At 72.4% G+C, this 23,452-nt stretch carries 21 protein-coding genes and 1 pseudogene; 6 read left to right on the forward strand and 16 right to left on the reverse strand.

The window, feature by feature from the left end:
* Positions 1–377, forward strand: a pseudogene (locus IEY91_RS42170) (hypothetical protein); the annotation flags it as partial.
* 34 nt (positions 378–411) lie between these two features.
* On the opposite strand, the gene IEY91_RS38560 reads toward IEY91_RS42170, so the two are convergent.
* Positions 412–1,254, reverse strand: a complete 843-nt coding sequence (locus IEY91_RS38560) for a helix-turn-helix domain-containing protein (protein ID WP_189177461.1) — start codon at positions 1,252–1,254, stop codon at positions 412–414.
* Between the two features lie 101 nt (positions 1,255–1,355).
* On the opposite strand from IEY91_RS38560, the gene IEY91_RS38565 reads away from it, so the two are divergent.
* Complete coding sequence (locus IEY91_RS38565) at positions 1,356–2,333, forward strand: NmrA/HSCARG family protein (protein WP_189177462.1); 978 nt, start codon at positions 1,356–1,358, stop codon at positions 2,331–2,333.
* A 45-nt stretch (positions 2,334–2,378) separates the two neighbouring features.
* On the opposite strand, the gene IEY91_RS38570 is transcribed toward IEY91_RS38565, so the two are convergent.
* The 4 genes from IEY91_RS38570 to IEY91_RS38585 form a co-directional block, all read right to left on the reverse strand.
* Complete coding sequence (locus IEY91_RS38570) at positions 2,379–3,239, reverse strand: Fpg/Nei family DNA glycosylase (protein WP_164317929.1); 861 nt, start codon at positions 3,237–3,239, stop codon at positions 2,379–2,381.
* A gap of 7 nt (positions 3,240–3,246) precedes the next feature.
* Positions 3,247–5,364, reverse strand: a complete 2,118-nt coding sequence (locus IEY91_RS38575) for a SpoIIE family protein phosphatase (RefSeq protein WP_164317931.1) — start codon at positions 5,362–5,364, stop codon at positions 3,247–3,249.
* Positions 5,365–5,433: 69 nt separating this feature from the next.
* Entirely contained in the window at positions 5,434–6,618 is a 1,185-nt protein-coding gene (locus IEY91_RS38580; protein WP_189177463.1) for a DUF6777 domain-containing protein, read from the reverse strand.
* Positions 6,619–6,700: 82 nt separating this feature from the next.
* A complete protein-coding gene (locus IEY91_RS38585) occupies positions 6,701–7,735 on the reverse strand; it encodes a hypothetical protein (RefSeq protein WP_189177464.1) in 1,035 nt (344 codons plus the stop codon).
* A gap of 387 nt (positions 7,736–8,122) precedes the next feature.
* On the opposite strand from IEY91_RS38585, the gene IEY91_RS38590 reads away from it, so the two are divergent.
* On the forward strand, positions 8,123–9,319 hold the full coding sequence (locus IEY91_RS38590) for a S1 family peptidase (protein WP_189177465.1): 1,197 nt from the start codon (positions 8,123–8,125) through the stop codon (positions 9,317–9,319).
* 42 nt (positions 9,320–9,361) lie between these two features.
* Here IEY91_RS38590 and IEY91_RS38595 read toward each other — a convergent pair whose 3' ends face one another.
* The gene (locus IEY91_RS38595) at positions 9,362–10,213 is read right to left on the reverse strand and encodes an ABC transporter permease (protein ID WP_189177466.1); all 852 of its coding nucleotides are present in this window, start codon (positions 10,211–10,213) and stop codon (positions 9,362–9,364) included.
* On the reverse strand, positions 10,210–11,121 hold the full coding sequence (locus IEY91_RS38600) for an ABC transporter ATP-binding protein (protein ID WP_164317941.1): 912 nt from the start codon (positions 11,119–11,121) through the stop codon (positions 10,210–10,212). The genes IEY91_RS38595 and IEY91_RS38600 overlap by 4 nt, the downstream gene beginning before the upstream one ends.
* Before the next feature lie 132 nt (positions 11,122–11,253).
* On the opposite strand from IEY91_RS38600, the gene IEY91_RS38605 reads away from it, so the two are divergent.
* The 3 genes from IEY91_RS38605 to IEY91_RS38615 all read left to right on the forward strand — a co-directional run bounded on the left by IEY91_RS38605 (position 11,254) and on the right by IEY91_RS38615 (position 14,689).
* Positions 11,254–12,462, forward strand: a complete 1,209-nt coding sequence (locus IEY91_RS38605; RefSeq protein ID WP_164317943.1) for a sensor histidine kinase — start codon at positions 11,254–11,256, stop codon at positions 12,460–12,462.
* Entirely contained in the window at positions 12,459–13,148 is a 690-nt protein-coding gene (locus IEY91_RS38610) for a response regulator (protein ID WP_189177467.1), read from the forward strand. The genes IEY91_RS38605 and IEY91_RS38610 overlap by 4 nt, the downstream gene beginning before the upstream one ends.
* A 104-nt stretch (positions 13,149–13,252) precedes the next feature.
* Positions 13,253–14,689, forward strand: coding sequence for a lipase maturation factor family protein (locus tag IEY91_RS38615; RefSeq protein ID WP_189177468.1), 1,437 nt, complete (start codon positions 13,253–13,255; stop codon positions 14,687–14,689).
* A gap of 1 nt (position 14,690) precedes the next feature.
* Here the strand turns inward: IEY91_RS38615 and IEY91_RS38620 are convergent, their stop codons facing one another.
* The 9 genes from IEY91_RS38620 to IEY91_RS38660 form a co-directional block, all read right to left on the reverse strand.
* Positions 14,691–15,053 carry a DUF805 domain-containing protein gene (locus IEY91_RS38620; RefSeq protein WP_189177469.1) on the reverse strand — a complete coding sequence of 121 codons (363 nt, stop codon included), beginning with the start codon at positions 15,051–15,053 and terminating at the stop codon, positions 14,691–14,693.
* A 154-nt stretch (positions 15,054–15,207) separates the two neighbouring features.
* Complete coding sequence (locus IEY91_RS38625) at positions 15,208–16,098, reverse strand: amidohydrolase family protein (protein ID WP_189177470.1); 891 nt, start codon at positions 16,096–16,098, stop codon at positions 15,208–15,210.
* Positions 16,095–16,409, reverse strand: coding sequence for an L-rhamnose mutarotase (locus IEY91_RS38630; protein ID WP_189177471.1), 315 nt, complete (start codon positions 16,407–16,409; stop codon positions 16,095–16,097). The genes IEY91_RS38625 and IEY91_RS38630 overlap by 4 nt, the downstream gene beginning before the upstream one ends.
* Positions 16,406–17,434: an aldo/keto reductase gene (locus IEY91_RS38635; protein ID WP_189177472.1), complete on the reverse strand. Its 1,029-nt coding sequence runs from the start codon at positions 17,432–17,434 to the stop codon at positions 16,406–16,408. Before IEY91_RS38635 ends, IEY91_RS38630 begins: the two co-directional genes overlap by 4 nt.
* Positions 17,431–18,186 (reverse strand): SDR family NAD(P)-dependent oxidoreductase, encoded by a 756-nt coding sequence (locus IEY91_RS38640; RefSeq protein ID WP_189177473.1) that lies wholly within the window; start codon positions 18,184–18,186, stop codon positions 17,431–17,433. The genes IEY91_RS38635 and IEY91_RS38640 overlap by 4 nt, the downstream gene beginning before the upstream one ends.
* Positions 18,183–19,604, reverse strand: coding sequence for an L-fuconate dehydratase (locus IEY91_RS38645; RefSeq protein WP_229697613.1), 1,422 nt, complete (start codon positions 19,602–19,604; stop codon positions 18,183–18,185). Before IEY91_RS38645 ends, IEY91_RS38640 begins: the two co-directional genes overlap by 4 nt.
* A gap of 49 nt (positions 19,605–19,653) precedes the next feature.
* The gene (locus IEY91_RS38650) at positions 19,654–20,700 is read right to left on the reverse strand and encodes an ABC transporter permease (RefSeq protein WP_229697614.1); all 1,047 of its coding nucleotides are present in this window, start codon (positions 20,698–20,700) and stop codon (positions 19,654–19,656) included.
* On the reverse strand, positions 20,693–22,285 hold the full coding sequence (locus IEY91_RS38655; RefSeq protein ID WP_189177474.1) for a sugar ABC transporter ATP-binding protein: 1,593 nt from the start codon (positions 22,283–22,285) through the stop codon (positions 20,693–20,695). The genes IEY91_RS38650 and IEY91_RS38655 overlap by 8 nt, the downstream gene beginning before the upstream one ends.
* On the reverse strand, positions 22,282–23,364 hold the full coding sequence (locus tag IEY91_RS38660; protein ID WP_189177475.1) for a sugar ABC transporter substrate-binding protein: 1,083 nt from the start codon (positions 23,362–23,364) through the stop codon (positions 22,282–22,284). The genes IEY91_RS38655 and IEY91_RS38660 overlap by 4 nt, the downstream gene beginning before the upstream one ends.
* Between the last annotated feature and the right edge of the window lie 88 nt (positions 23,365–23,452).

Raw genomic sequence — 23,452 nt, forward strand, 5'->3', positions numbered from 1 at the left:
CCGCGGCGGTGGCCGCGGGGGTGGTGCTCGCCGTCGTCGGCCCCGCGGCGGCCGTCATGAGCGCGGGCGGGGGCGACGGCGCGCTGCGGGTCGCCGCGCACGACGGGCGCAGCGGGATGGCTGCCGTCCTGACGGCCCGGGAGCGGGCGTGGGGGACGGAGGTCGACCTCCAGGTCCGGGACGCGGGCCGGGGGCAGGCCTGCGAGCTGGTCGCCGTCGGGACGGACGGTTCCCGGGACGTCGTGACGACGTGGCGGGGCCCCGGCCGGGAGATGGAGACCACCGGCGGCACCGGGCTGCGGCCGGACCGCATCGACCGCTTCGAGGTCCGGTCCACCGCCGGGGGCGAACGCCTGCTCACCCTGCGCCCGCGTTAGGCGCCGAGCCGCGCCGCGCCGAGGGTCGGCCGGGTCAGGGAGCGGTCGAGTCCGGGCTGATCGTGTCCAGGAGGCGGAGCCTGTCCGCCGAGTCGGTTCCGGGTTCGGCGCCCTGGAAGATGATCCGCTGGCCGGGGTCGCCGGACACCCTCATGCTCTCCTCCTGGAGTTCCAGGGGCCCGACAAGGGGGTGGTGGTAGCGGCGCGTGGAGTGGCCGCACTCGGCGACGGGCTGGATGGCCCAGATGCGGGCGAACTCAGGGCTCTTGATGCTGAGTTCGCCGATGAGGTCGGCGAGCGCGGGATCGTCGGGCATGTCGCCGGTCGCCATCCGCAGGAAGGCCGCGGTGCGGACCGCGTCGGCCTGCCAGTCCGGGAACAGCTCGCGCATGGCCGGGTCGAGGAACATCAGCCGTGCCAGGTTGACGGGTTGGCCGGGGGCCACGCCGAAGAGCGCGTACCCGAGCCGGTTCGCGCCGAGCAGGTCGAAGTAGCGGCCCACGACCATCGCCGCCTGGTCGACACTGCTCTCCACCAGGGCGCGGACGGACGGGCGCAGTCGCTCGGTGCCGTAGGGGCGGCGGGTCTGGCGTGCCTGGGCGGGCCGGGCGAGGCGCAGCAGGTGGGCCCGCTCGTCCACGGTCAACTGGAGTGCGGTGCCCAGGGCTTGGAGCACGGAGTCCGACATCTGGTGGCTCTCGCCCTGTTCCAGGCGCGTGTAGTAGTTCACGCTGATCCCAGCCAGGTGGGCCACCTCGTCGCGGCGCAGGCCCGGCACCCGGCGCGGGGTGGCGTACACCGGCACGCCGCTCTCCGCGGGGGTCAGCGCGGCGCGGTGGGCCCGCAGGAACTCGCCCAACTCCTCAGCAGCAGCCATGGATTCATTGTCGTGCCGTACACCGGGGCGCTGCCACCCCACGCCGTGGGTACCCACCGCAGGGGCACGCGCGCGGGAGACGGCGGTGGCAGCGTGGAGGCATGACCGAACACAAGACGATTGCAGTGGTCGGCGCGACCGGATCGCAGGGCGGTGGCCTGGTGCGGGCGATCCTCGACGCCCCCGACAGCGGGTTCACGGCCCGGGTCCTCACGCGGGACGCCGAGTCCCCGCGGGCGCTCGCGCTGGCCGGGCGCGGCGCGGAGGTGGTCGAGGCCGACCTCGACGACGAGGCCTCGGTGCACCGCGGCTTCGCGGGCGCGTACGGCGCGTTCGTGGTGACCAACTTCTGGGCGCCGCTCACACCGGAGCAGGAAGCGGCCAGGGACCGTGCCCGGATGGAGATCGACCAGGCCCACATCGCCGCACGCGCCGCGCACGCGAACGGCCTGCGGCACGTGGTGTGGTCCACCCTGGAGGACACCCGGCCGTACTTCGCCCACCTCGGCCGCACGGTCCCGACGCCGCTCGGCACGTACGCGGTGCCGCACTTCGACGCCAAGGCGGAGGCCAACGCGGCCTTCACGAGCCTCGGCGTGCCGACGACCTTCCTGCAGACCACCTTCTTCTACGAGGCGTTCACCCAGGGACAGGGCCCGCACCGCGACGCCGACGGCAAGCTCGTCCTGAGCCTCCCCATGGCGGACCGCCCGCTGGCCATGATCGCCGCCGAGGACATCGGCCGCACCGCACTGGGCGTGCTGAGCCGGGGTGTGGAGTACGTCGGCCGCACCGTCTCCATCGCGGGCGAGCACGCCACGGGCGAGGAACTCGCGGCCAGGTTCACCGCGCTCCTCGGCGAGCAGGTGACGTACCGGCCGCAGAGCTACGAGCAGGCGCGCGCCGCCGGTTACCCGAGCGCGGTGGAGGTGGGGAACATGTACGAGTTCTACGCCGAGGCGGCCGCCTACTTCACGGGCGCGCGCGACCTGGACCTGGTGCGCCGCCTCAACCCGCGTCTGGAGTCCCTGGACGGCTGGCTTGCGCGCCACCGCGCCGAGATCGGGGCGACGGTCTGAGGCACCGCCCGTCCGGCTCCCGGAAGAGCTTCCCTGGAGAGCGGGCTACTTCAGGAGCCGGGACATGCGGCGGTCGGCCAGTGGCTTGCCGCCCGTCTGGCAGGTGGGGCAGTACTGCAGGGACGAGTCCGCGAAGGACACCTCGCGGACGGTGTCGCCGCAGACGGGGCAGGGAAGTCCGGCGCGTCCGTGCACGCGGAGCCCGGACTTCTTCTCGGACTTGAGCCGCGCGGCGGCAAGCCCGTGCGAGCGCTCCACGGCCTGCGTGAGCGTCGCGCGCAGCGCCTCGTACAAATGCTGCGTCTCCGCGGCGGACAGGCTCCCGGCGAGCTTGTAGGGCGACATGCGCGCGGCGTGCAGGATCTCGTCGCTGTAGGCGTTGCCGATGCCGGCGATGAGGCTCTGGTCGCGCAACGCGCCCTTGAGGCGCCGCCGTTCACCGTCCAGGAGCTCCGCGAACCGCTCCGGGGTGAAGTCCGCGGCCAGCGGGTCGGGGCCGAGGCGGGCGATGCCGGGGAGCGCGGCGGGGTCGTCGGTGACGTACACGGCGAGGCGCTTCTGTGTACCGGCCTCGGTGAGGTCGAAGCCCGCACCGGTCTCCAGCGCCACGCGCAGCGCGAGGGGGCCCTTGCCGGGCCGTGGGGCGCCGCTCGGGAGCGGGTCCTTCCACTGGAGCCAGCCCGCGCGGGCGAGGTGCGTGACGAGGTGCAGGCCGCCCGCGTCGACGGCGAGGAACTTGCCGTGGCGGGCGACCCCGGTGACCTCGCGGCCTTCGAGCGCGGTCACCGGCGGGTCGTACGTCTTGAGGACGCTGATCGCCACCGGCAGCACCCGGACGATCTCGTGCCCGGTCAGCGCGTCGGCGAGGAACTCCCGCAGCGCCTCGACTTCCGGCAGTTCCGGCATGGCCGCCTCACCCTTCGTCCACCGCGTCGCGCGCGGGCACGATGAACTCGCACCACGTGCATTTACCACCGCCCCGCGAGTCCACACCCCACACGTCCGCGAGCCGGTCCACGAGCAGCAGGCCGCGCCCGGACACCCCGTCGTCGGAGGCCTCGCGCAGCCGGGGCAGCGCGCTGGAGGAGTCCTCGACGTCGACGCGAAGGCGCCGGTCGGCGCCGGACACGACGCGCAGCGTGACGATGGCGGGCCCGTCGGTGTGCATCAGCGCGTTGGTGATCAGCTCGTCGGCGGCCAGCTCGATCTCGTCGGCGCGGTCGCGCGCGCCCCACGCGCGCACGGCGGCCCGGATCATGTGCCGGGCCTCGGCGAGTGCCTCCGGGTCGCCCGGCGCGACGTGCTGCTGGAGGCGGCCGCCGGAGCGGGGCGCGTCGACCATGCGGCGGCGCATCAGGAGCAGCGCGGCGTCGTCGTCGCCCCGGCCGTCGTCGACCCGGCCGCACAGCAGGTCGGCCAGCTCCTCCAGGTCCTGCGGGCCGACGGTGACGAGCTCGGCGAGCGCCTGGGTGCCGTCGTCGAGGTCGGCGCCGGGCTCCTCGACGAGGCCGTCGGTGTAGAGCAACAGGGTCTGGCCGGGGTCGAGTTCGACGGTGGTCACGGGGTAGTCGAGATTCCCGAACTCGGCGGAGAGGCCGAGCGGAAGGCCGCCGTCGACGGGCACGCGGCGGCAGGTGCCGTCGGTGAGCCGAAGGAGCGGGTCGATGTGCCCGGCGCGCACGAGTTGCACCACGCCGGTGCTGAGGTCGGTCTCCGCGTACAGGCAGGTCGCGAAGCGCTCGGTGTCGAGTTCGTGCAGGAAGCCGGAGGCGCGGGCCATGACGGTGGCGGGCGTGTGGCCCTCGGCGGCGTACGCGCGCAGCACGATGCGCAGTTGGCCCATGACGGCGGCGGCGTGGGTGTCGTGGCCCTGTACGTCGCCGATGACGGCGCCGACGCGGCCGCCGGGCAGCGGGATCACGTCGTACCAGTCGCCGCCGATGTCGCGGCCGAGCGCCGCGCTGCGGTAGCGCACGGCGATGTCGGCGCCGAGGACGCCGGGGATGTGGCGGGGCAGCATCGCCTGCTGCAGGCCCTCCGCGAGGTCCTTCTCCTGTTCGTAGAACATGGCGCGCTGCAGGCTCTGCGCGATGCTGCTGCTGAGCGCCACCAGGACGGTGCGTTCCTCCTGCGTGAACCCGGTGCGGTCCTGGTAGAGCAGGCCGAGCACGGCGATCGGCTTGGCCTGGGCGATCAGCGGCAGATAGGCGGCCGAGGTGATGCCGAGGTGCTCGATGTGCGGCCACAGCTTGGGGTAGGAGGCGGCGAACTCCTCGGGCGTCTCGATGTAGCGCGGCGAGAGCGTGCGCACGACCTCGCCCATGGGGTAGGGCTCGTCGACGCGGGTGAGGCGGGTGCCGGGGACGTAGCCCTCCGGCGGCCCTTCCGCGACGAGCCGGATCCGGCCGGCCTCGACGAGGCCCATGACCAGGTGCGAGGCGCCGAGGTGGGCGAGGCCCTGGGCGTCGCTGAGGACGTCGATGACGTCGGCGACGGTACGGGCGTGGGCCAGGGCCGCCGTGGTGCCCTGGACGACGCTGGTGCGGCGGCGCCGGTCCGCCTCCTCCTCCACGCGCTCGCGGTGCGCGGTGCTGTCGCTGAGCTCGCGGGTCGCGTCGCGCACGATGCCCACGATGCGCTGCGGGCGCCGGGATCCGTCGCGCAGGACGTGGCCCTGGGTGTGCCGCCAGCGCAGGCCGCCGTCGCGCAGGCGCACCCGGAAGTACGCGCCGTAGCCGGCGTCGCCGTTCTTCAGGGCCTGTGAGACCTGGGTGTCGAGGCGGTGGGCCTCGCCGGGCGGCACCCGGACGGCGAGGCTCTGCGGCCGGTTGTCGAACTCGTCGGGCCGCAGGTCGAAGAGGGCGAGGACCGCGTCGTCCAGGAGCAGCTCCCCGCTCCGCAGGTCCCACTCGAAGCCGCCCATCTCCAGACCGGGACCGTAGGCGTCGAGAAAACAGCAGGCCGGAGGGGATGCGGAGCTGCCGCTGCAGCGCCGCATCGCTGCCTCGACACCTCCCGTGCCCGCGTCCATGGGCCAACGCTAGGCGCACCCTCGGACGGCCGCATGTGGACGGCGGCCGCCCTTGGCGCGCCGGGGCGCTCAGCTGTCGAAGGAGCCGGGGTCGGGGCCGAAGACCGTGGAGGTGACGCCGTCGGGCGTGCGGTCCTGGGGGCCGGGCGGCTGCACTCCGGGGTCCTGCGGCGGGGTGGGGCAGCCGGGCGGGAGCGGGGCCGGGGTGGCGTCCAGGGGGTCGTCCGTGCCGGTTCCCGGGGTGGGGCAGTCGGTCGGGGTGCCGTCCTCGTCGGGGGTGCCGGGGACAAGGTCACGGTCGGAGGGGTCCGAGGGGTCCGAGGGATCCGCCGGGTCCGACGGGTCGGAGGAGTCGAACGGGTCCGCGGAGTCGCTGGGGTCGGTCGGGTCCGTGGAGTCGCTCGGGTCGCCGCTCTCGTCCGGGTCTGCGGAGTCGGTGGGCGGGGTGGACGTCGGGTCCGGGGGCGGCACGGTGTGGTCGTCCTCGCCGTGATGGTCGCCGGTCTTCCGCTCGATCCAGGTGTTGTTGACGATGTTCACGATGATGATGACGTTGATCGGCCGTGGCGCGGGCGTCACGACGATCACCTTCGTGGGCCGGTAGCCGCTCCACGGCTGTCCGCTGTGGCTCGGGGTGTCCCGGAAGGCGACCGGGGGCTTCAGCGGGTTGCCGCACGCGCAGCGCACCCGGGGCAGGCCGCGGTCGTCGACGAGGACGGCGGTGCCCGCCTGGAGCACGGACTGGTAGGCGGTGGCCCGCCCGTCGCGGTAGCCGTGGTTGGTGACGCGGGTGTCGGCGCGCAGGACGACGGGGGTGAGGCCGCGCAGGTAGGCGGGGATGCCGTCCTGGGCGATGCCAGCCGCGCCGGCGAAGGCGCGGGCGCGGGCGGGTTCGGCGGTCAGGAAGCGGATCTGGAGGCCCACGTCGCAGCTGCCGACGCGCTGCGTGCCGCCGTAGAGGCCGGGTGTGCCGCCCGCCAGGGAGCGCAGGCCCTGGTCGGCGGGCGGGGACGAGTCGCTGGGCGACGGTTGCTGCGAACGGGTGACGGGTGGCGGGCTCCCGGTGTCCCTGGCGGTGGAGTCCGTGAAGGGGTCCGGGCCCTGCGCGGCGACGGGTTGCAGGAACAGCTCGCGTCCGCTGTCCGCGTTCTGCTTCTTCTCCTGGCCGTCGCTGTCGGAGCCTGAGCATCCCGCGACGGTCAGCGCCGCGGATATCCCGAGGGCCGTCGCCCACGTCCTGGTGGAGGTGCGCACGGGGGGTCTCCCGCCTGTTGCCGGGGCATTCGTCCCTCATTGTCTGGCGGGCGGAGCGGGGCCCCGCAAACGGAGGCGGGGCTCAGCCGTCGTCCGGCCACTGCCAGCTCATGCCGTAGATGCCTTGCCGGCACTGCGCGGCGTACAGATGAGCCGTGCCGGAGGTGTCCACGGGCAGGGGTCGTACCTTCCGCTGCTGCGCTGAGGAGTTCTCGCGGTAGTACGAGTGGCAGATCGCCGGGAGGCGGTCGTGGGGGAAGTACACGTGCAGGAGGTAGGCGTCCTGGTTGCCGCGGATGCCGCGCTCGTGGAATCCCGTCGGGTTCTCGTAGGGGGCGGTACGGATCTCGTAGTCGACGGACATGGTCTCGCCCACCGTCAGCGGACGGCCGAAGCCGATCTGGAGCATGACCCCGCCCGAGGCCGCGTCCTGCCGCAGCGACTCCAATTGTCCGCAGCGCACGGTCGCTTCGGGCAGCGCGCCGTCGGGATCGTCCAGAAAGTGCAGGTTCATCATCTGTTCCGGTCCGTCGGCTACGGCGCGGACCAGGTGATTCACGATCAGACGGCGTACGCAGCCGCGCCGGTCCAGGTGCAGGACCTCGCGGGTCAGGAGCACGACGATGTCCCGGTTGAAGTCCGCGAAGGAGTCCCCGAGCGCCTGCTCCTGCCAGGACGACTGGCCGTAGAGACGGCGGGTCGCGTGCTCGTCGGTGCGCGCGACGCGTCGCCCGCGCGGGCGTTGGGGCGGAAGGAGTGCGGAGAGACCGCCGGGCGGCAGGTCGAGGATGCTTTCCAGGGCGACCACGGCGCGCAGTGAGTCGGAGCGCTCGGGCCGGGTGCGGTCGCGCTGCCAGTAGCTGAGGGTCGCGGGGGTGAGCCGGATGCCGCGGGCGGTCAGCCGCTCGCAGATGCGGTCCAGGGGGAGCCCGCGCCGGCGTACCGCCTCGCGCAGGGCGACGGCGAACGGAGCGGGGCGTTCCGCCGAAAGGGCCGACGCGAGGTCCGACGCAGGGTCCGGCGCAAGAGCCGGTGAAAGACCCGACGAAAGGACCGATTCAGTATCGGTTTCCCGGGTGTTCGGCTCGTTCGGCGTCAGCCCGGATGTATCCGTCACGAATTTCCGCCTCCCGGCATGACAGATGACGACCCACGGCTCCGCTACCAAACCCCGTCGGGGCCTTGTACGTCAATATCCGGAACGCCGCTTGCGCCTCACTCTTTGCCCGCGTCAACCCCTGGACGAGCACTGATCGTTGCGTCGGCGTCGCTCTCCGACACCATCGCATTCCCCGAGTTCGCGCATTAAGTGTTTACGTCTTTCGCCTTAAAACCCCGCGCTCCGCCATGCCTTGTGTGACCGCCCGGACCGACGGGAGGGTTTCGCCCACGGCACGGTCCGGGAAATCCCGCGCACCACGCCGATGGACGTTCGGTGCACCGAATGACCCCACCCCGGTGCACCGAACTTCCATGAGCCCCCACACAGTTGAAAGGCATTCAGATGGCGCATGCCCGTCATTACATCCTCGCCGCCGCGGCGGCGGGAGCCCTGGTGGCCTCGACCGGTGCCACCGTCGCACAGGCCGACGCCCCCCCGGCACCGCGCTACGAGCCGCGGATGATCGAGGCCCTGGCGGACACCCTCGGCGTCAGCGACTCCGCCGCCGTGAGACACCTCGACGAACAGGCCGACCAGCAGCGGAGACTGGACCGGCTGCGCCAGGACGGCGTCCGTACGGACGGCGCGTTCTTCGACGCGAAGGGCACGCTGACGGTGAACGTCGGCGCCGCCCGCGAGGCGAAGAAGGTGAAGGCCACCGGCCTCACCGCCCGCATACCGAGCCGGGGCGAGGCCGAACTGACCCGCGTCACCACCGCACTCGACACGGCCGCGGCGAAGCGGGTCCCGAGCGGCATCGCGTCCTGGGAGGCCGACCTGGCCTCCGACACCGTCAAGGTCACCGTGACCGACTCCGCCACCCCGGCCGCGCGCGCCTTCCTCAAGGAGGCCCGCAGGCACGGCGACGCCGTGCGAATAGTCAAGAGCGACCGCGAGCTCCAGGCGAAGGCGGCGGTCGCTCCGGGCAGCCGGATGAACATCAACAACAATGCCGGTTCGTGGTGTTCGGTCGGCTTCGGGGCGAAGAACTCCGCGGGCCGGCAGTACCTCGTCACCGCGGGCCACTGCGTGACCGGCAATCCGGGCCTCTACTTCAACGGCTCGAAGTTCGCGTCCGGCTCGACGACCCGCTTCGCGCTCGGCCGCAACAGCGTGGACATGGGCCTGGCGACGGTCGACGCGGGCTCCTCGATCACGACGTCGGTCGGCACCTGGGGCAACGGCGCCTCGGTCGCGGTGCGCGGCAGCCAGCGCGCGGCGGTCGGCGCGACCCTGTGCAAGTCCGGCTCGACGACCGGCTGGACGTGCGGCAAGGTCAACGCGTACGGCGTCACCGTCACGTACACCGACCGCAACGGCGGCCCGGACACCGTGGTCACCGGCCTGGGCCGGTCCACGGTCTGCGTCGAGGGCGGCGACAGCGGCGGGGCGTACATCTCGGGCAACCAGGCCCAGGGAATGACCTCGGGCGGCCCGACGGACCAGTCCTGCGGCGGCGTGAACGACCAGGGCTCGTCCTACTTCCAGCCGCTGGACGACACGCTGCGGCACTACGGCCTGACGCTCAACACGAACTGACGGCGCCTCGCGGGTGCCCACCCGCACCCGCGAGACGTCCCCTCACTGGTCCCGTCGGTGCACGCTGCACACGGTGACCGCAGCGGCGGCCAGCGCCCACACCGCGTACACGGTCCAGGCCCCGCCCTCTGACCACGGGTAGGCCGCGAGGTGTCCGCCGGGCTCGGTCAGCCGCCGCCACGCGGGGAACGGCAGGGCGTGGGCGATGAGCGCCGACCAGTGGCGGTCGGGGCTGACGACCATGGGCAGCACCAGGAGCGTCGCGACAGTGACGATCATGGTGCTGCCCATGTGGCGCAGGAGCGTGCCGATCGCCATGCCCACCAGCGCGGCGACGGGCGTGATCAGCGCGGACGCGACGACCACGCGCAGGGCACCGGGGTGGTCGAGGGAGACCCCGATGTCCCGGCCGTTCAGGATGGCCTGCGTCGAGAAGAAGGACACCAGGGCGACCAGCGCGCCGAACACCGTGGTCACCGCGGCGACGACGACCACCTTGGCCGCCATCACCGAACGGCGGGCGGGCACGGCCGCGAACGTCGTCCGGATGAGCCCGCTGCCGTACTCCCCCACGACCGTCACCGCGCCGATCGCCCCGGCCGCGAGGACGTGGATCAGCACGGCGTTGGACGTGAAGGCCTCGGCGAGGGGGATGCCGTCGCGGATGAACTTGTCCCGGTCGCCCGCCGCCTCCGTCGACCAGTAGCGGTAGGTGTCGTACGCCTGGCCCACGTTGAAGCCGATCACGGCGAGCGCGGTGACCAGGTACGCCCACGGCGTGGACCGCAGCGACCAGAGCTTCAGCCACTCCGCGGCGAGGAGGTCGCGGAAGCGGGCGGCGGGCTCGGACCCGGCCGCGTACAGGGGGGCGTGTGTGGCAGTCCCTGTGGTCATCGTGCTTCTCCCGCGAGGTATTCGACGCTGTCGGCCGTGAGTTCCATGAAGGCCTCCTCCAAGGACGCCGCGCGCGGGGCCAGTTCGTGCAGCGGCAGGGCGTGGCGGCAGGCGAGGTCGCCGATGCGGGCGGCGTCCAGGCCGGTGACGGTGAGCAGCGGCCCGTCCTGGTTCACCGCGGCGCCCTCGGCGGTCAGCAGGTCCGCCAGGTCGGCGGCGCGCGGGGTGCGCACGGTGACGCCCGCCCCGGTGCCCCGGGCCGCGAACCGGGTCAGGCTCTCGGCAGCGATCAGCTCGCCGCGTCCGATGACGACCAGTTCGTCGGCCGTGTTCTCCATCTCCGACATCAGATGGCTGGACACGAAGACGGTGCGGCCCTCCGCGGCAAGGCGCCGGAACAGGCCGCGCACCCACAGCACGCCTTCCGGGTCGAGGCCGTTGAGCGGCTCGTCGAAGAGGAGTACCGGCGGGTCGCCGAGCAGCGCGGCGGCGATGCCGAGGCGCTGGCGCATGCCGAGCGAGAACCCCGCGATGCGGCGCCGTCCCGCCGCTCCGGCGAGCCCGACCTCCGCGAGGACCTCGTCCACCCGGCGGCGCGGGATGCGGTTGCTGCGGGCGAGCACGGCCAGGTGCGCGACGGCGCTGCGGCCGCCGTGCACGTCGCCCGCGTCGAGCAGCCCGCCCACGTGGCGCAGGCCGCGCGGCCGGTCGCGGAAGCGGTGGCCGCCGACGGTGACGGTGCCGCCCGTGGGCTCGTTCAGGCCGAGGATCATGCGCAGGGTGGTGGACTTGCCCGCGCCGTTCGGCCCGAGGAATCCCGTGACGTATCCGGGTCGCACCGTGAAGGTGAGGTCCTTCACGGCCGTCGTCGCGCCGTAGCGCTTCGTCAGGTCCTTGACTTCGATCATGTGTCAACGGTGGCGGGGGCGGGGTCCCTTCGGCATCGGACCGCCGCCGACAATCCGGGCCGCCGGGTGTCGACCCCGGTTGTACACCCGTGGGCCGATTCCCGCCGCTGAGCACGCGCTTACGATGTCGACATGTCCGTGACACCACCACCGCAGCCCTCGTTCAAGCGCGTGCCGCCGCATACGTGGACGGCGCTGGCCTGGTTGGTGGGGTCGGCGCTGACGTTCCTCTTCCGGTTCCGGCTGCCGGGTGAGGCCCAACCCGCGCAGCAGGGGGTCCTCTTCTTCCGGTGGGACGGTCTGGCGATGCTGGCCCTGGCCACCGCGGTGGCCTTCGCGGGCGGCCAGCGCCTGCGCCGCAGCCCTCTCGCCGGGCTCTGTCTGATCCTGCTGGCCTCGGCGGGCGCGTCGACGGCGCTGAGCGTGGGCGAGATCCCGCTCCTTCAGTTCGTCGCGGCCGATGTCGCGGTGTACGTCATCGCCGCGGCCCGGCCGCGCAGGACCGGCCTCGCCGCGCTCGCCATGGCGCTCGGCACACTCACCGGATATCTGCTGACGCGCCTGGCCTTCGGCTGGGTCGTCGGGACCTCCGCGGAGCTGACCGTCGCGCTGACGGCCGTCGTCGCCTGGCTCCTCGGTGACGCGGCGCACCAGTCACGGCGCCACGCCGAGCAGCTCCGCGAGCAGGCCGCCGCCCAGGCCGTGACGGCCGAACGGCTGCGCATCGCCCGCGAGTTGCACGACATGGTCGCGCACAGCATCGGCATCATCGCCCTGCAGTCCGGCGCCGCGCGCCGCGTCATCGGCACCCAGCCCGAGCGGGCCCGCGGCGCCCTCGGCGAGATCGAGACGGCGAGCCGCGAGACGCTCTCCGGCCTGCGCCGCATGCTCGGCGCGCTGCGCACCGCGGAACCGGGCAAGGCCCAGGAGACGGCCCCGCTCGACCCGGGCCTCGGCCTCGCCGACGTGGACCGGCTCGCGAAGACCACCACGGCCGCGGGCGTCCGCGTCGACGTGCGCTGGCTCGGCGAGCTCAGGCCGGTGCCGCCGGAGATCGACGTGTCGGCGTACCGCATCATCCAGGAGGCGGTCACCAACGTGGTCCGGCACGCGGGCACCCGCTCCTGCCGGGTGACCGTCGACAGCCGCGACGACGAGCTGGCGATCGAGGTGCTCGACGACGGGACCGGCCGGAGCGCGGCCGTCGACGGCACCGGATACGGACTGCTCGGCATGCGCGAGCGGGTCGGCCTGCTGCACGGCGAGTTCAGCGCGCAACCGCGGCCCGAGGGCGGCTTCCGCGTGGCGGCGCGCCTGCCCGTTCCTGCGGGTGTGCGATGACCGCGCCCGCCGCCCCGGCCGACGACCGGCGGCCCGTGCGCGTCGTCCTGGCCGACGACCAGCCCCTCGTGCGCGCCGCCCTCCAGATGGTCATCACCGAGGCCGACGACCTGGAAGTCGTCGGCGAGGCCGGGAACGGCGAGGAGGCCGTCCGCCTCGCCGCCGACCTGAAGCCCGATGTCGTGGTCATGGACATCCGCATGCCCGGCACGGACGGCATCGAGGCCACCCGCCTGATCACGCGGGCCACGGACGCCACCCGCATCGTCGTCCTGACGACGTTCGACGACGACGACTACGTGTACGGGGCGTTGCGCGCCGGCGCGTCCGGGTTCCTGGTCAAGGACATGGCGCTCGACGAGATCCTCGCCGCGGTGCGTGTCGTCGCGGCCGGGGACGGCCTGATCGCGCCGAGCGTGACCGGCCGCCTGATCAAGGAGTTCGCGGACCGTCCCGCGGCCGCCCCGCCGCCCAGGGACGTCTCGGGCATCACGGAGCGCGAGCGCGAGGTCCTCACGCTGGTCGGCGGCGGCCTGTCCAACTCCGAGATCGCCGAGCGGCTGACCATCAGCGTCGCCACCGCGAAGACGTACGTCACGCGCCTGCTTTCGAAGCTGGACGCGCGGGACCGGGTGCAGCTCGTGATCATCGCGTACGAGACGGGCCTGGTGGCGCCGCCCCGCTGAGCCCCGCCCGGAGCTCCGGGGCCCCGGGGGCGCGTCCGGGCAGCACCACGCTGTTCCTCGCCCGCCCACAGGACCCAGCGCTCACTCTCCGTCACAATGGAGGAGTGGAGTGGTTCACGGCGGACTCCTACTGGGTCGGCCGACTCGTCTTCCAGCGCGTGCTTGCCGCGATCTATCTCGTCGCCTTCCTCGGCGCCGCGCTGCAGTTCCGCGCGCTCATCGGGGAGCGCGGCATGCAGCCCGTGCCCCGGTACGTGGCGCGGGTGCCGTTCCGGCGCTCCCCCAGCGTCTTCCACTTCCACTACTCGGACCGCTTCTTCGCGCTGTGGGCGTGGAGCGGCTGCGCGGTGGCCGTGGCGCTGCTCGCGGGCGTGGACGGGCTGCTTCCGCTGTGGGGCGCGATGCTGCTGTGGCTGGTGCCGTGGGCGCTGTATCTGTCGATCGTGAACGTGGGGCAGACCTGGTACGGCTTCGGCTGGGAGTCACTCCTTCTCGAAGTCGGCTTCCTGGCGGTGCTGCTCGCGGGCGACGACGTCGGGCCGCCGGTGCTCGTGCTGTTCCTGCTGCGCTGGGTGCTGTTCCGGGTCGAGTTCGGCGCCGGGCTGATCAAGATGCGCGGCGACGCGTGCTGGCGCAAGCTGACGTGCCTGTACTTCCACCATGAGACGCAGCCGATGCCGGGCCCGCTGAGCTGGTTCTTCCACCGGCTGCCGCGGCCGCTGCACCGCGCCGAGGCGGCGGCCAACCACGTCACCCAACTCGCCGTCCCCTTCCTCCTGTTCACCCCGCAGCCCGTCGCCACGGGCGCGGCCCTGCTGATGGCCGCCACCCAGCTGTGGCTCGTCCTCTCCGGCAACTTCTCCTGGCTGAACTGGCTGACGATCGCACTCGCGCTCAGCGCCGTCGACTTCCGGCGGCTGTTCGGCGACGCGGCGGCCCCGCCCGCGGATCTCGCCGCTCCCCCGCTCTGGTACGAGATCCTCGTCATCGCCGTCGCCGCGGGTCTGCTCGCCCTGAGCTACCGTCCGGCGCGCAACCTGGTCTCACGGCGGCAGGTCATGAACTGCTCCTTCGACCCGCTGCACCTGGTCAACGCCTACGGCGCGTTCGGCAGCGTCAGCAGGGTGCGGCAGGAGGTCGTGATCGAGGGCACGGCGGACGCGGTGCCCCGGACGGACTCCGCGTGGCTGGAGTACGAGTTCAAGGGCAAGCCCGGCGACGTACGGAGGTGGCCGCGGCAGTTCGCGCCGTACCATCTGCGGCTCGACTGGATGATGTGGTTCGCCGGGCTTTCGCCCGCGTACGCGAACCCGTGGTTCGGGCCGCTCGTGGAACGGCTCCTCGAAGGCGACCGGGACACGCTGCGGCTGCTGCGCCACTGCCCGTTCCCCGACCGGCCGCCGCGATACGTCCGCGCCCGCCTCTACCGCTATCGCTGCACGACGTGGCGTGAGCTGCGGGAGACGGGCGCGTGCTGGGAGCGCACGTACGTACGCGAGTTCCTGCCGCCGACCCGGTTGGACCAGGCGCCGGAACCGTGACTCACCAAGCCGGTGTCGGCGCGGCCTCCTTGGGGTTCGGGCCGTACTGGTTCGCCGGCTTGCTGTCGGTGCAGAGCATCACGATGAGGATGATCAGGCCGATCACCGGGAGCAGGAAGAGCAGCTGCCACCAGCCGGTGCGGCCGGTGTCGTGCAGGCGGCGCGCGCCGACGGCGAGGCCGGGCAGCAGGACCGCCAGGGTGTAGATCACTTCGAGGATCGGCGTGAGGCCGGTCGCCATGTCGATCAGCGCGAGCACGAGGCTGATGACGAGGTTGAACAGTGTGAACATCCAGTATTCGGCGCGTCGCGCCCGCCCGTTGAACACGGTGTATTTCTTGAGTACGTCCACGTACCAGTGCATCGCGTCCCCCTGTGTATCCGCGATGGAGCGCGTCCCCCGTAGACCGCGCAGATGACCAGAAGGTACGGCTTCGGGTGAAGCTGGGTCAACGGATCCCGGTTCGCACACTTCATGCCGCTTTGGATCACGGGACGTGCGGCGGAGGGGGCCTACGTCAAAGCAGGTCCGGCCGGGCCGGTGGGGTCGTAGGGATTCCGCCCGGGTCCGCGAGCCCGTACACGCGCCCCGCCGTCCCCGCGAACACCTGCGCGCGCTCGGTGTCGCTCAGCGCCGACGTCAACGCCCTTGCCGCGTCCACGACTTCACGGTACGTGGCGGCGAGGCCGGACACCGGCCAGTCCGAGCCGAACATCAGCCGAGCGGGACCGAACGCCTCCAGCGCGGTGTCCGCGTAAGGCCGCAGCCCAGCCACGGTCCAGGACGCCCAGTCGGCCTCGGTGACCAGACCCGACTGCTTGGCCACGGTGTTCGGCAGCGACGCGAACGCGCGCAGGGACGAAGCCCAGGGTTCCAGGTCCCCGGACGCGATGGGCGGCTTACCCAAGTGGTCGAGCACGAAGGTGAGTTGGGGCAGCCGTGCGGCCGCCTCGGCGCACATGGGGAGCTGGTCGGGCCGCACCACGAGGTCGTACGCGAGCCCCGCGTCCGCCACGGCGGCGAGGCCGCGGCATACGTCCGGGCGCAGCAACCACTGAGGGTCGGGCTCGGCCTGCACCTGGTGGCGGATGCCCACCAGGTGCTTCCCGCCCGGCAGTTCGGTGAGTGCGGCCAGGGTGTCGGCGATGCCGGGGCGGGTGAGGTCGGTCCAGCCGACGACTCCGGCGATCAGGTCGCTGTCCGCCGCGAGGGCGAGGAACTCCGGGGTCTCCTCCGCGACGGTGACGGTCTGGACGAGGACGGTGGCGACGACTCCGGCGGCGCGGGCGTGCGGGGCGAGGTCGTCGGCCGTGAAGGTCCGGCGGATCGGGGCCATCTCGGGGCCGGTGATCCACTCCTGGTCGCGCACGCCGAGGTCCCACACGTGGTGGTGGGCGTCGATGATCACGGCAGCTCCCAGACCACGGGCAGGCCCGCGTCCGCCCCGTCGCCCGAGTAGTCGTGCACCACGTCGAGCAGCTCCGCCATGCGCGCCTGCCACGCGACGTTCACGGGCAGCTTCTCCAGCTCGGCGAGGAGGCGGGCGTAGTCGTCGCACTCCAGGACGTGAAAAAGGTCGGTGCCGCTGCGCCAGATCGTCCACGACGTGGCGCCCGCCGCGCGGATCGCGGCGGTCAGCTCGGCGGGGACTTCGCGGTGCGCGGCCTCGTACTCCTCGACGCGGTCGGCACGGACCTTGGTGTGCAGGGCGACTCTCACGGCCCGGCCACCACCCCGGGGTCGTTCTCTCCCGGTACGGGCACCTCCGGCGGCAGCAGGCCCTCCGCCCGCGCCTCCTTCCAGAAGTCGCCGGGCACCTCGGTCGCGAACTGCTCTGCCGCGTCGGCGACTTGACCCGGAGCGTGGATGCCGACGAGGACGCTCGCCACGGCCCGGTGGCCGAAGGGGAAGGCGAGCGCGGCGGCTCGCAGCGTCGTACCGTGCCGGGCGGCGAGACCCTGCAACGACCGCGCCCGGTCGAGGAGTTCGTCGGGGGCCTCCGTGTAGTCGAAGCGCGCTCCGTCCTTCGGGTCGGCGAGGAGGCCGGAGTTGAAGACGCCGCCGATGACGATCGAGGCTCCGCGCGCGCTCGCGGCGGGCAGCAGCTCGGTGAGGGCCTGGTGGTCGAGGAGTGTGTAGCGGCCCGCGCACAGCACGGCGTCGACGTCGGTGTCGCGGACGAAGCGGGTCAGCATCTCGGCCTGGTTCATGCCCGCGCCGATGGCGCCCACGACGCCTTCGGAGCGCAGCCGTTCCAGGGCGGGATAGCCCTCGCGGAAGGCCTCTTCGCCGTGGTCGTCCGGGTCGTGGAGGTAGACGATGTCGACGCGGTCGATGCCGAGGCGTTCCAGGCTGGACTCGATCGAGCGGCGCACGCCGTCCGCGCTGAAGTCCCACCGGCGCCGGTGGTCGGCGGGCACGGCGAAGCCGCCGTCGGCCAGGTCGTCGCCGCTGACGGGCCCGGTGACCGGTTCCAGGATCCGCCCCACCTTCGTGGAGACGGTGTACGCGTCCCGGGGGCGTCCGCGCAGTGCCGCGCCGATCCTGCGCTCGGACAGGCCGAGGCCGTAGTGCGGCGCGGTGTCGAAGTAGCGCATGCCCGCGTCCCAGGCGGAGTTGAGCGCGACGGTGGCGTCCTCGTCGGTGACGGGCGAGTAGAGGTTGCCGATGCCGGCGCCGCCGTACGACAGCTCGCTGACCCGGACGGCGCCGCGGCCGAGTTGCCGCGTCCGTATGCCGCTCACCGGGTCACCGGCCGCAGCCGCAGGCCCTGCATGCCGCCGTCGACGGCGAGCGCGGTGCCGGTGGTGGCGCCGGACAGCGGGCTCGCCAGGTAGGCGATGGCGCCCGCGACCTCGTCGGCGGTGACCAGGCGGCCGGTGGGCTGGCGGGCCGCGAGGGCGGCGCGCTCGGCGGCCGGGTCGGGGGCGGCGTCCAGGAGGCGGCCGACCCAGGGGGTGTCCACGGTGCCGGGGTTGACGCAGTTCACGCGCACGCCATCGCGTACGTGGTCGGCGGCCATCGCGAGGGTCAGCGAGAGGACCGCGCCCTTGGAGGCCGAGTACAGGGCGCGCTGCGGCAGGCCCGCGGTCGCCGCGATGGAACAGGTGTTGACGATCGCCGCGTGCGCGGAGGCCCGCAGGTGCGGGAGCGCGGCGCGGGTGGTGCGGACGACGCCGAGGACGTTGACGTCGAGGACGGCGTGCCACCGGTCGTCGTCGTTGTCCTCGACGGTGCCCTGCGCGCCGATGCCCGCGTTGTTGACCAGGATGTCGAGCCCGCCGAGGTCGGCCACCGCCGCCGCGACGGCTGCCCGCACCGCCGTGTCGTCGGTGACGTCGGCGACGTATCCGCGCAGCGGCTTCTCCACTCCGCTCGGGTCGAGGTCGAGCACCGCCACCTGGGCTCCCCGGGCGGCCAGGAGTTCCGCCGTGGCCCGGCCGATGCCCGAAGCGCCGCCGGTCACCAGGGCCGTGAGGCCGGTGAAGTCCGTCATGCCGCTGCCCCCTTCTTTGCCTTCTTGGCTGTGGTTGCCGTGGTTCCGGTGGTTCCCGCGTTACCTGTGTTCGCCGTCCTGGCCGCGAGTTCCGCCTGGTGCGCGAGGTCGGCCGCCCAGAAGGCGCCGCCGGGGAACGTGAACTCCGCGAGGGATTCGGGGCGCATGGTCGCCGAGAAACCGGGCGCGGAGGGTGCGAGATAGTGGCCGTCGCGGATCGCGACGGGGTCCACGAAGTGTTCGTGCAGATGGTCGACGTACTCGATGACGCGGTTCTCGGTGGTGCCGGACAGCGCGACGTAGTCGAACATCGACAGGTGCTGGACGAGTTCGCACAGCCCGACGCCGCCCGCGTGCGGGCAGACCGGCACGCCGAAGCGGGCGGCGAGCAGCAGGATCGCCAGGTTCTCGTTGACGCCGCCGACGCGGGCCGCGTCGATCTGCAGGACGTCGATGGCGCCGGCCTGGAGGAGCTGCTTGAACACGATGCGGTTCTGCACGTGTTCGCCGGTGGCGACCTTCACGGGGGCGACGGCGTCGCGGATGGTGGCGTGCGCGAGGACGTCGTCGGGGCTGGTGGGCTCCTCCACCCAGTACGGGTCGAACTCGGCGAGCGCGCGCGTCCAGCGCACGGCCTCGTCGACGTTCCAGCGCTGGTTGGCGTCGATCGCCATGCGGATGTGCGGGCCGATGGCCTCGCGGGCGGTGCGGCAGCGGCGTACGTCGTCGGCGAGGTCCGCGCCGACCTTCAGCTTGATCTGGGTGAAGCCGTCGGCGACGGCCTGGCGGGCGAGGCGGGTGAGCTTCTCGTCGCTGTAGCCGAGCCAGCCGGGTGAGGTGGTGTAGCCGGGGAAGCCGCGCTCGCGCAGGTGTGCCTCGCGGCCGTCCGCGCCCGCGCGGCCCGACCGCAGCAGCGCGAGCGCCTGCTCGGGCGTGAGCGCGTCGGCTATGTAGCGGAAGTCGACCTGGGAGACCAGCCATTCGGGCTCCGCGTCGGCGAGGAGCTTCCACAGCGGGGTGCGGGCGCGCTTGGCGGCCAGGTCCCAGACGGCGTTGACGACGGCGCCGATCGCCATGTGCATCACGCCCTTCTCGGGTCCGAGCCAGCGCAGCTGGCTGTCGCCGATCAGGTCGCGGTTGAGCGTGCCCGGGTCCCCGCACAGCTCGTCGACGGAGCGGCCGACGACATGGTGCCTGAGCGAGTCGATCGCGGCGACCTGCACCTCGTTGCCGCGCCCGATGGTGAAGGTGAAGCCGTGCCCTTCGAGTCCGTCCTCGGCGTCGGTGCGCAGCACCACATAGGCCGCCGAGTAGTCCGGGTCCGGGTTCATCGCGTCGGACCCGTCGAGCTCCCGCGAGGTCGGGAACCGGATGTCGTAGGTGTCGACCGCCGTGACGCGGCCGGGAGTTGGGGACACAGGAGGCCTTTCCGGAAAGGAACAGGGAGCCGTGGGCGGGCAGGGGGGGTCAGTCCTGGGCACGGCCCGTGGTGACGCGCGCGATCATCAGGGCGACCAGGATGATGCCGCCGTAGATGGCCTGGATCCAGAAGGACGGCACCTGCGCGAGCGTGAGCAGGTTCTGTACGACGCCGAGCAGCAGGACGCCGGTGAGCGCGCCGAACATGGTGCCCTTGCCGCCGTCGAGGCTGATGCCTCCGATGACCGCGGCCGCGAACACCGTGAAGATCATGTTCGTGCCCTGGTTGGCGTTGATGGCGCCGACGTAGCCGGTCTGCATCAGTCCACCGACGGCGGCGAGCGTCCCGGCGACGACGAACACGCAGAGCAAGACCCGCTCCACCCGGATGCCCGCGGCCCGCGCGGCGTCCGCGTTGCCGCCGATCGCGTACAGGGCGCGGCCCACCCGGTGGTACTTCAGGACGAGCCCGGTGAGGCCGAAGGCCGCCGCCGCGATCCACACCGACAGCGGCACGGTCAGGAATGTGGAGGTAGCGAGCGTGAAGAACGACTCGGGCATGCCGAACAGCGTCTTGCCCTTGGTCGCGCCGACGAGGACGCCGCGCAGCACGATCAGCATGGCGAGCGTGACGATGAAGGCGTTGAGCTTCAGCTTCACCACGAGGATGCCGTTGAAGCCGCCGATCACCGCGCCGACCAGCACGATCGCGAGCATGCCCACGGCCGCGGGCATGTCGGTGCCGAATCCCGCCTGGGCGGCGGGCAGCACGAGCAGCGCGCCGATGGCGGGCGCGATGCCGACCACCGACTCCAGCGAGAGGTCGAACTTGCCGGTGATCAGCACGAGCGACTCGGCGAGGACGACCATCGCCAGGGCGGCGGAGGCGCCGAGGATGGAGATGAGGTTGCGTTCCGTCAGGAACGAGTCGTTGACGAAGGTGCCGAGGACCATGAGGAGCAACAGGGCGGGGACGAGGGCGAGTTCGCGTGCGCGCCGCAGCAGCACGGCCCGGGTCTGCGAACGCGCGGGTGCGGTGCTCTTGCCGATGTCCGCCGCGGTGGGCGAGGCCGACGGGGCCTTGGTGTCAGCCACGCTGTTCCACTCCTTCAGCTTCTGCTGGTCCCGCTGCTTGCGCTGTTTCCGTGACGCCCTCGATGGACGCGATCAGCTCGTGGTCGTGCCACCCCGCCGCGTGTTCCGCGACGACGCGGCCGTGGAAGAGGACGAGTACGCGGTCGCAGCGGCGCAGATCGTCGAGTTCGTCGGACACGACGAGCACGGCGGTGCCGTCCTCGCGGGCGTGGTCGACGCGGGCGAGCAGCGACTCCTTGGACTTCACGTCGACGCCCGCGGTGGGGTTGATGAGGACGAGCAGGCGCGGCTCGGAGGCGAGGGCGCGCGCCATCACGACCTTCTGCGCGTTGCCTCCGGAGAGGTCGGACACGGGCTGGTCCGGTCCTTCGGCGTGGATGTCGAGCCGCTCGATGAGCTCGCCCGCGAAGGCGCGCTTGCGGTCGGAGCCGACGAAGCCGTACCGGCCGAGCCGGCCGAGGACGCTCATGGTCGCGTTGTCCCCGATGGACATGGAGAACACCAGGCCCTCGCCGTGCCGGTCGCGCGGTACGCAGCCGACTCCGGCCCGCAGCGCGGCGGGCACGTCGCCGAACTTCAAGGGCTCGCCGTCGAGGAGGGCGGTGCCCGAGGTCGGCGTGTGCAGCCCGGTGAACGACTCCGCGAGGTTGATCTTCCCGCTGCCGCTGGACCCGGCGAGCCCGACGACCTCGCCCCGGCGCACGGTGAGGTCGACGTCGGCGTACGAGGGACTGCTCAGACCGCGCACGTCGAGCAGCACGGGCGCGGCGGCGGGCACCTCGGCCCTGGCGCGGGCCTTGCTCTCGGTGAGCGCCTCGCCCGCCATGGCCTCCACGAGGGCGGCGCGGGGCAGGTCCGCGACGGGGGCCGTGGTGATCCAGCGGGCGTCGCGCAGGACCGTGACGGTCTGGCAGACCTCGTACACCTCTTGCAGGTGGTGCGAGATGAACAGGAACGTGACGCCGGAGTCCTGCAGCGTCCGCATGCGCGTGAAGAGGCGCTCGATCTCGCGGTTGTCGAGCTGCGCGGTGGGCTCGTCGAGGACGATGAAGCGCGCACCGAAGCTCAACGCCCGTGCGATCTCCACCATTTGGCGGTCCTCGACCTTGAGGTCGGCGGTGCGCGCCTCGGGGTCGACGCGCACGTCCCAGGTGCGCAGGACCTCGGCGGCCTCCGCCTTGAGGCGGCGCCAGCTGATGAATCCGCCGCGGCCCCGCGGCTGACGGTTGATGAAGAGGTTCTCGGCGACGGTCAGTTCGGGCACGACCGTGGGCCGCTGGTACACGCAGGCGACCTTGCGGCGCCAGGCGTCGCGGTCGGCGAGCGGCGGCGCGCCCTCGCCGTCGAACAGGACGGTGCCCGCGTCCGGGGCCTGCAGGCCGGTGAGGATGGTGACGAGGGTGGACTTGCCCGCGCCGTTGCGGCCGACGAGCGCGTGGGACTCGCCGGGCCTGACGGTGAGGCGGCCGTCCTGGAGGGCCACGGTGGGTCCGTACCGCTTGACGATGCCGGACGCCTCGACGAGGGGCGGGGGCGCCGCGGGGCTCGGTGGGGTCGCGGAGTTCGGTGGGGTCGGCGACTTCATTTGACCGAGTTGCCCCACAGCTCGGCGTCGTCCACGTTCCCCTTCGTGACGAGCGGCGCAGGCAACTGGTCCTCGAGGATGCCGCTCGGCAGCTTCACGATGGTGGAGTCGTGGTCGGTCGGCCCCGGCTTGAACTTCTTCCCGTTCATCGCGGCCTTGATGTAGTACATGCCGTACTTCGCGTACGAGTCGGCGGGCTGCGAGACGGTCGCGTCGATCTGGCCCTTGCGGATGGCGTCGAACTCCTGCGGGATGCCGTCGTTGGACACGATCGTGATGTGCCCCTTCTCGCCCGCCTTCTTGAGCATGCCCTTGGACTTGAGGGTCTGCAGGGTGGGCGCGAGGTAGACGCCGCCCGCCTGCATGTAGATGCCCTTGAGGTCGGAGTGGGAGTTGAGCAGGGTGTCGAGCTTGGACGCGGCCGTGTCCGACTCCCACTTCGCGGGGATCTCCAGGACCTTCAGCTTCGGGTACTTGTCCTTGACGCAGTCGCGGAAGGCCTCGGAGCGCTCCCGCCCGTTGACCGACGCGAGGTCCCCCATGATCTGGACGACCTTTCCGCTCTTGACCTGCTTGCCCAGGTAGTCACAGGCCTTCTGTCCGTACGCGACGTTGTTCGCGCGGACCACCATCGCGACCTTGCCCTTCTCGGGCGCGACGTCGACGGCGACCACGGGCACGCCCTTGCGCTCGGCCTGGTCGAGCCCGGCGGAGATGGCGGCGCTGTCGAGCGGGGCCACCACCAGGCCCTTGACGCCCTGGTTGAGCTGGTTGTTGATGTCGGTGATCTGCTGCGTGGGGTCGCTGTTGGAGTTGACGGTCTTGAGCGCGTCGACGTCCTCGGACTTCGCCATCTTCGGTACGTAGTCGTTGTACGACTGCCAGAACGGCGAGGTGAGCAGCGGCAGGACCACGCCGACCTTGCCCTCGCCGCCGGCCTTGCCACCGGATCCCCCGGTGTCCTTCGTGCTGCCGCAGGCGGTGAGCGCGAGGGCGGCGCAGGCCGCCATGGCGACGGCTCGGACCGGCTGCGAACTCCGCATCCTCCGGGGGCTGTTCCGCACACTACTGCCGACCATCTGACGGCTCCTCATCGAGCGTGATCAAGGGGGACTCAGGGGGATTCAGGGGGGAAACAGGGGCGACTCAGGTAGGGGTCGAGCGACC

Source organism: Streptomyces lasiicapitis, from assembly GCF_014646335.1.
In the GTDB taxonomy this organism is placed as follows: domain Bacteria; phylum Actinomycetota; class Actinomycetes; order Streptomycetales; family Streptomycetaceae; genus Streptomyces; species Streptomyces lasiicapitis.

Bases quoted from the DNA above. Each gene is read 5' to 3' on its own strand.
- IEY91_RS38595 (WP_189177466.1), bottom strand. From the start codon at position 10,213: ATGACCACAGGGACTGCCACACACGCCCCCCTGTACGCGGCCGGGTCC.
- IEY91_RS38560 (WP_189177461.1), bottom strand. From the start codon at position 1,254: ATGGCTGCTGCTGAGGAGTTGGGCGAGTTCCTGCGGGCCCACCGCGCC.
- IEY91_RS38620 (WP_189177469.1), bottom strand. From the start codon at position 15,053: ATGCACTGGTACGTGGACGTACTCAAGAAATACACCGTGTTCAACGGG.
- IEY91_RS38575 (WP_164317931.1), bottom strand. From the start codon at position 5,364: ATGGACGCGGGCACGGGAGGTGTCGAGGCAGCGATGCGGCGCTGCAGC.
- IEY91_RS38570 (WP_164317929.1), bottom strand. From the start codon at position 3,239: ATGCCGGAACTGCCGGAAGTCGAGGCGCTGCGGGAGTTCCTCGCCGAC.
- IEY91_RS38610 (WP_189177467.1), top strand. From the start codon at position 12,459: ATGACCGCGCCCGCCGCCCCGGCCGACGACCGGCGGCCCGTGCGCGTC.
- IEY91_RS38600 (WP_164317941.1), bottom strand. From the start codon at position 11,121: ATGATCGAAGTCAAGGACCTGACGAAGCGCTACGGCGCGACGACGGCC.
- IEY91_RS38605 (WP_164317943.1), top strand. From the start codon at position 11,254: ATGTCCGTGACACCACCACCGCAGCCCTCGTTCAAGCGCGTGCCGCCG.
- IEY91_RS38565 (WP_189177462.1), top strand. From the start codon at position 1,356: ATGACCGAACACAAGACGATTGCAGTGGTCGGCGCGACCGGATCGCAG.
- IEY91_RS38660 (WP_189177475.1), bottom strand. From the start codon at position 23,364: ATGGTCGGCAGTAGTGTGCGGAACAGCCCCCGGAGGATGCGGAGTTCG.
- IEY91_RS38590 (WP_189177465.1), top strand. From the start codon at position 8,123: ATGGCGCATGCCCGTCATTACATCCTCGCCGCCGCGGCGGCGGGAGCC.
- IEY91_RS38655 (WP_189177474.1), bottom strand. From the start codon at position 22,285: ATGAAGTCGCCGACCCCACCGAACTCCGCGACCCCACCGAGCCCCGCG.
- IEY91_RS38640 (WP_189177473.1), bottom strand. From the start codon at position 18,186: ATGACGGACTTCACCGGCCTCACGGCCCTGGTGACCGGCGGCGCTTCG.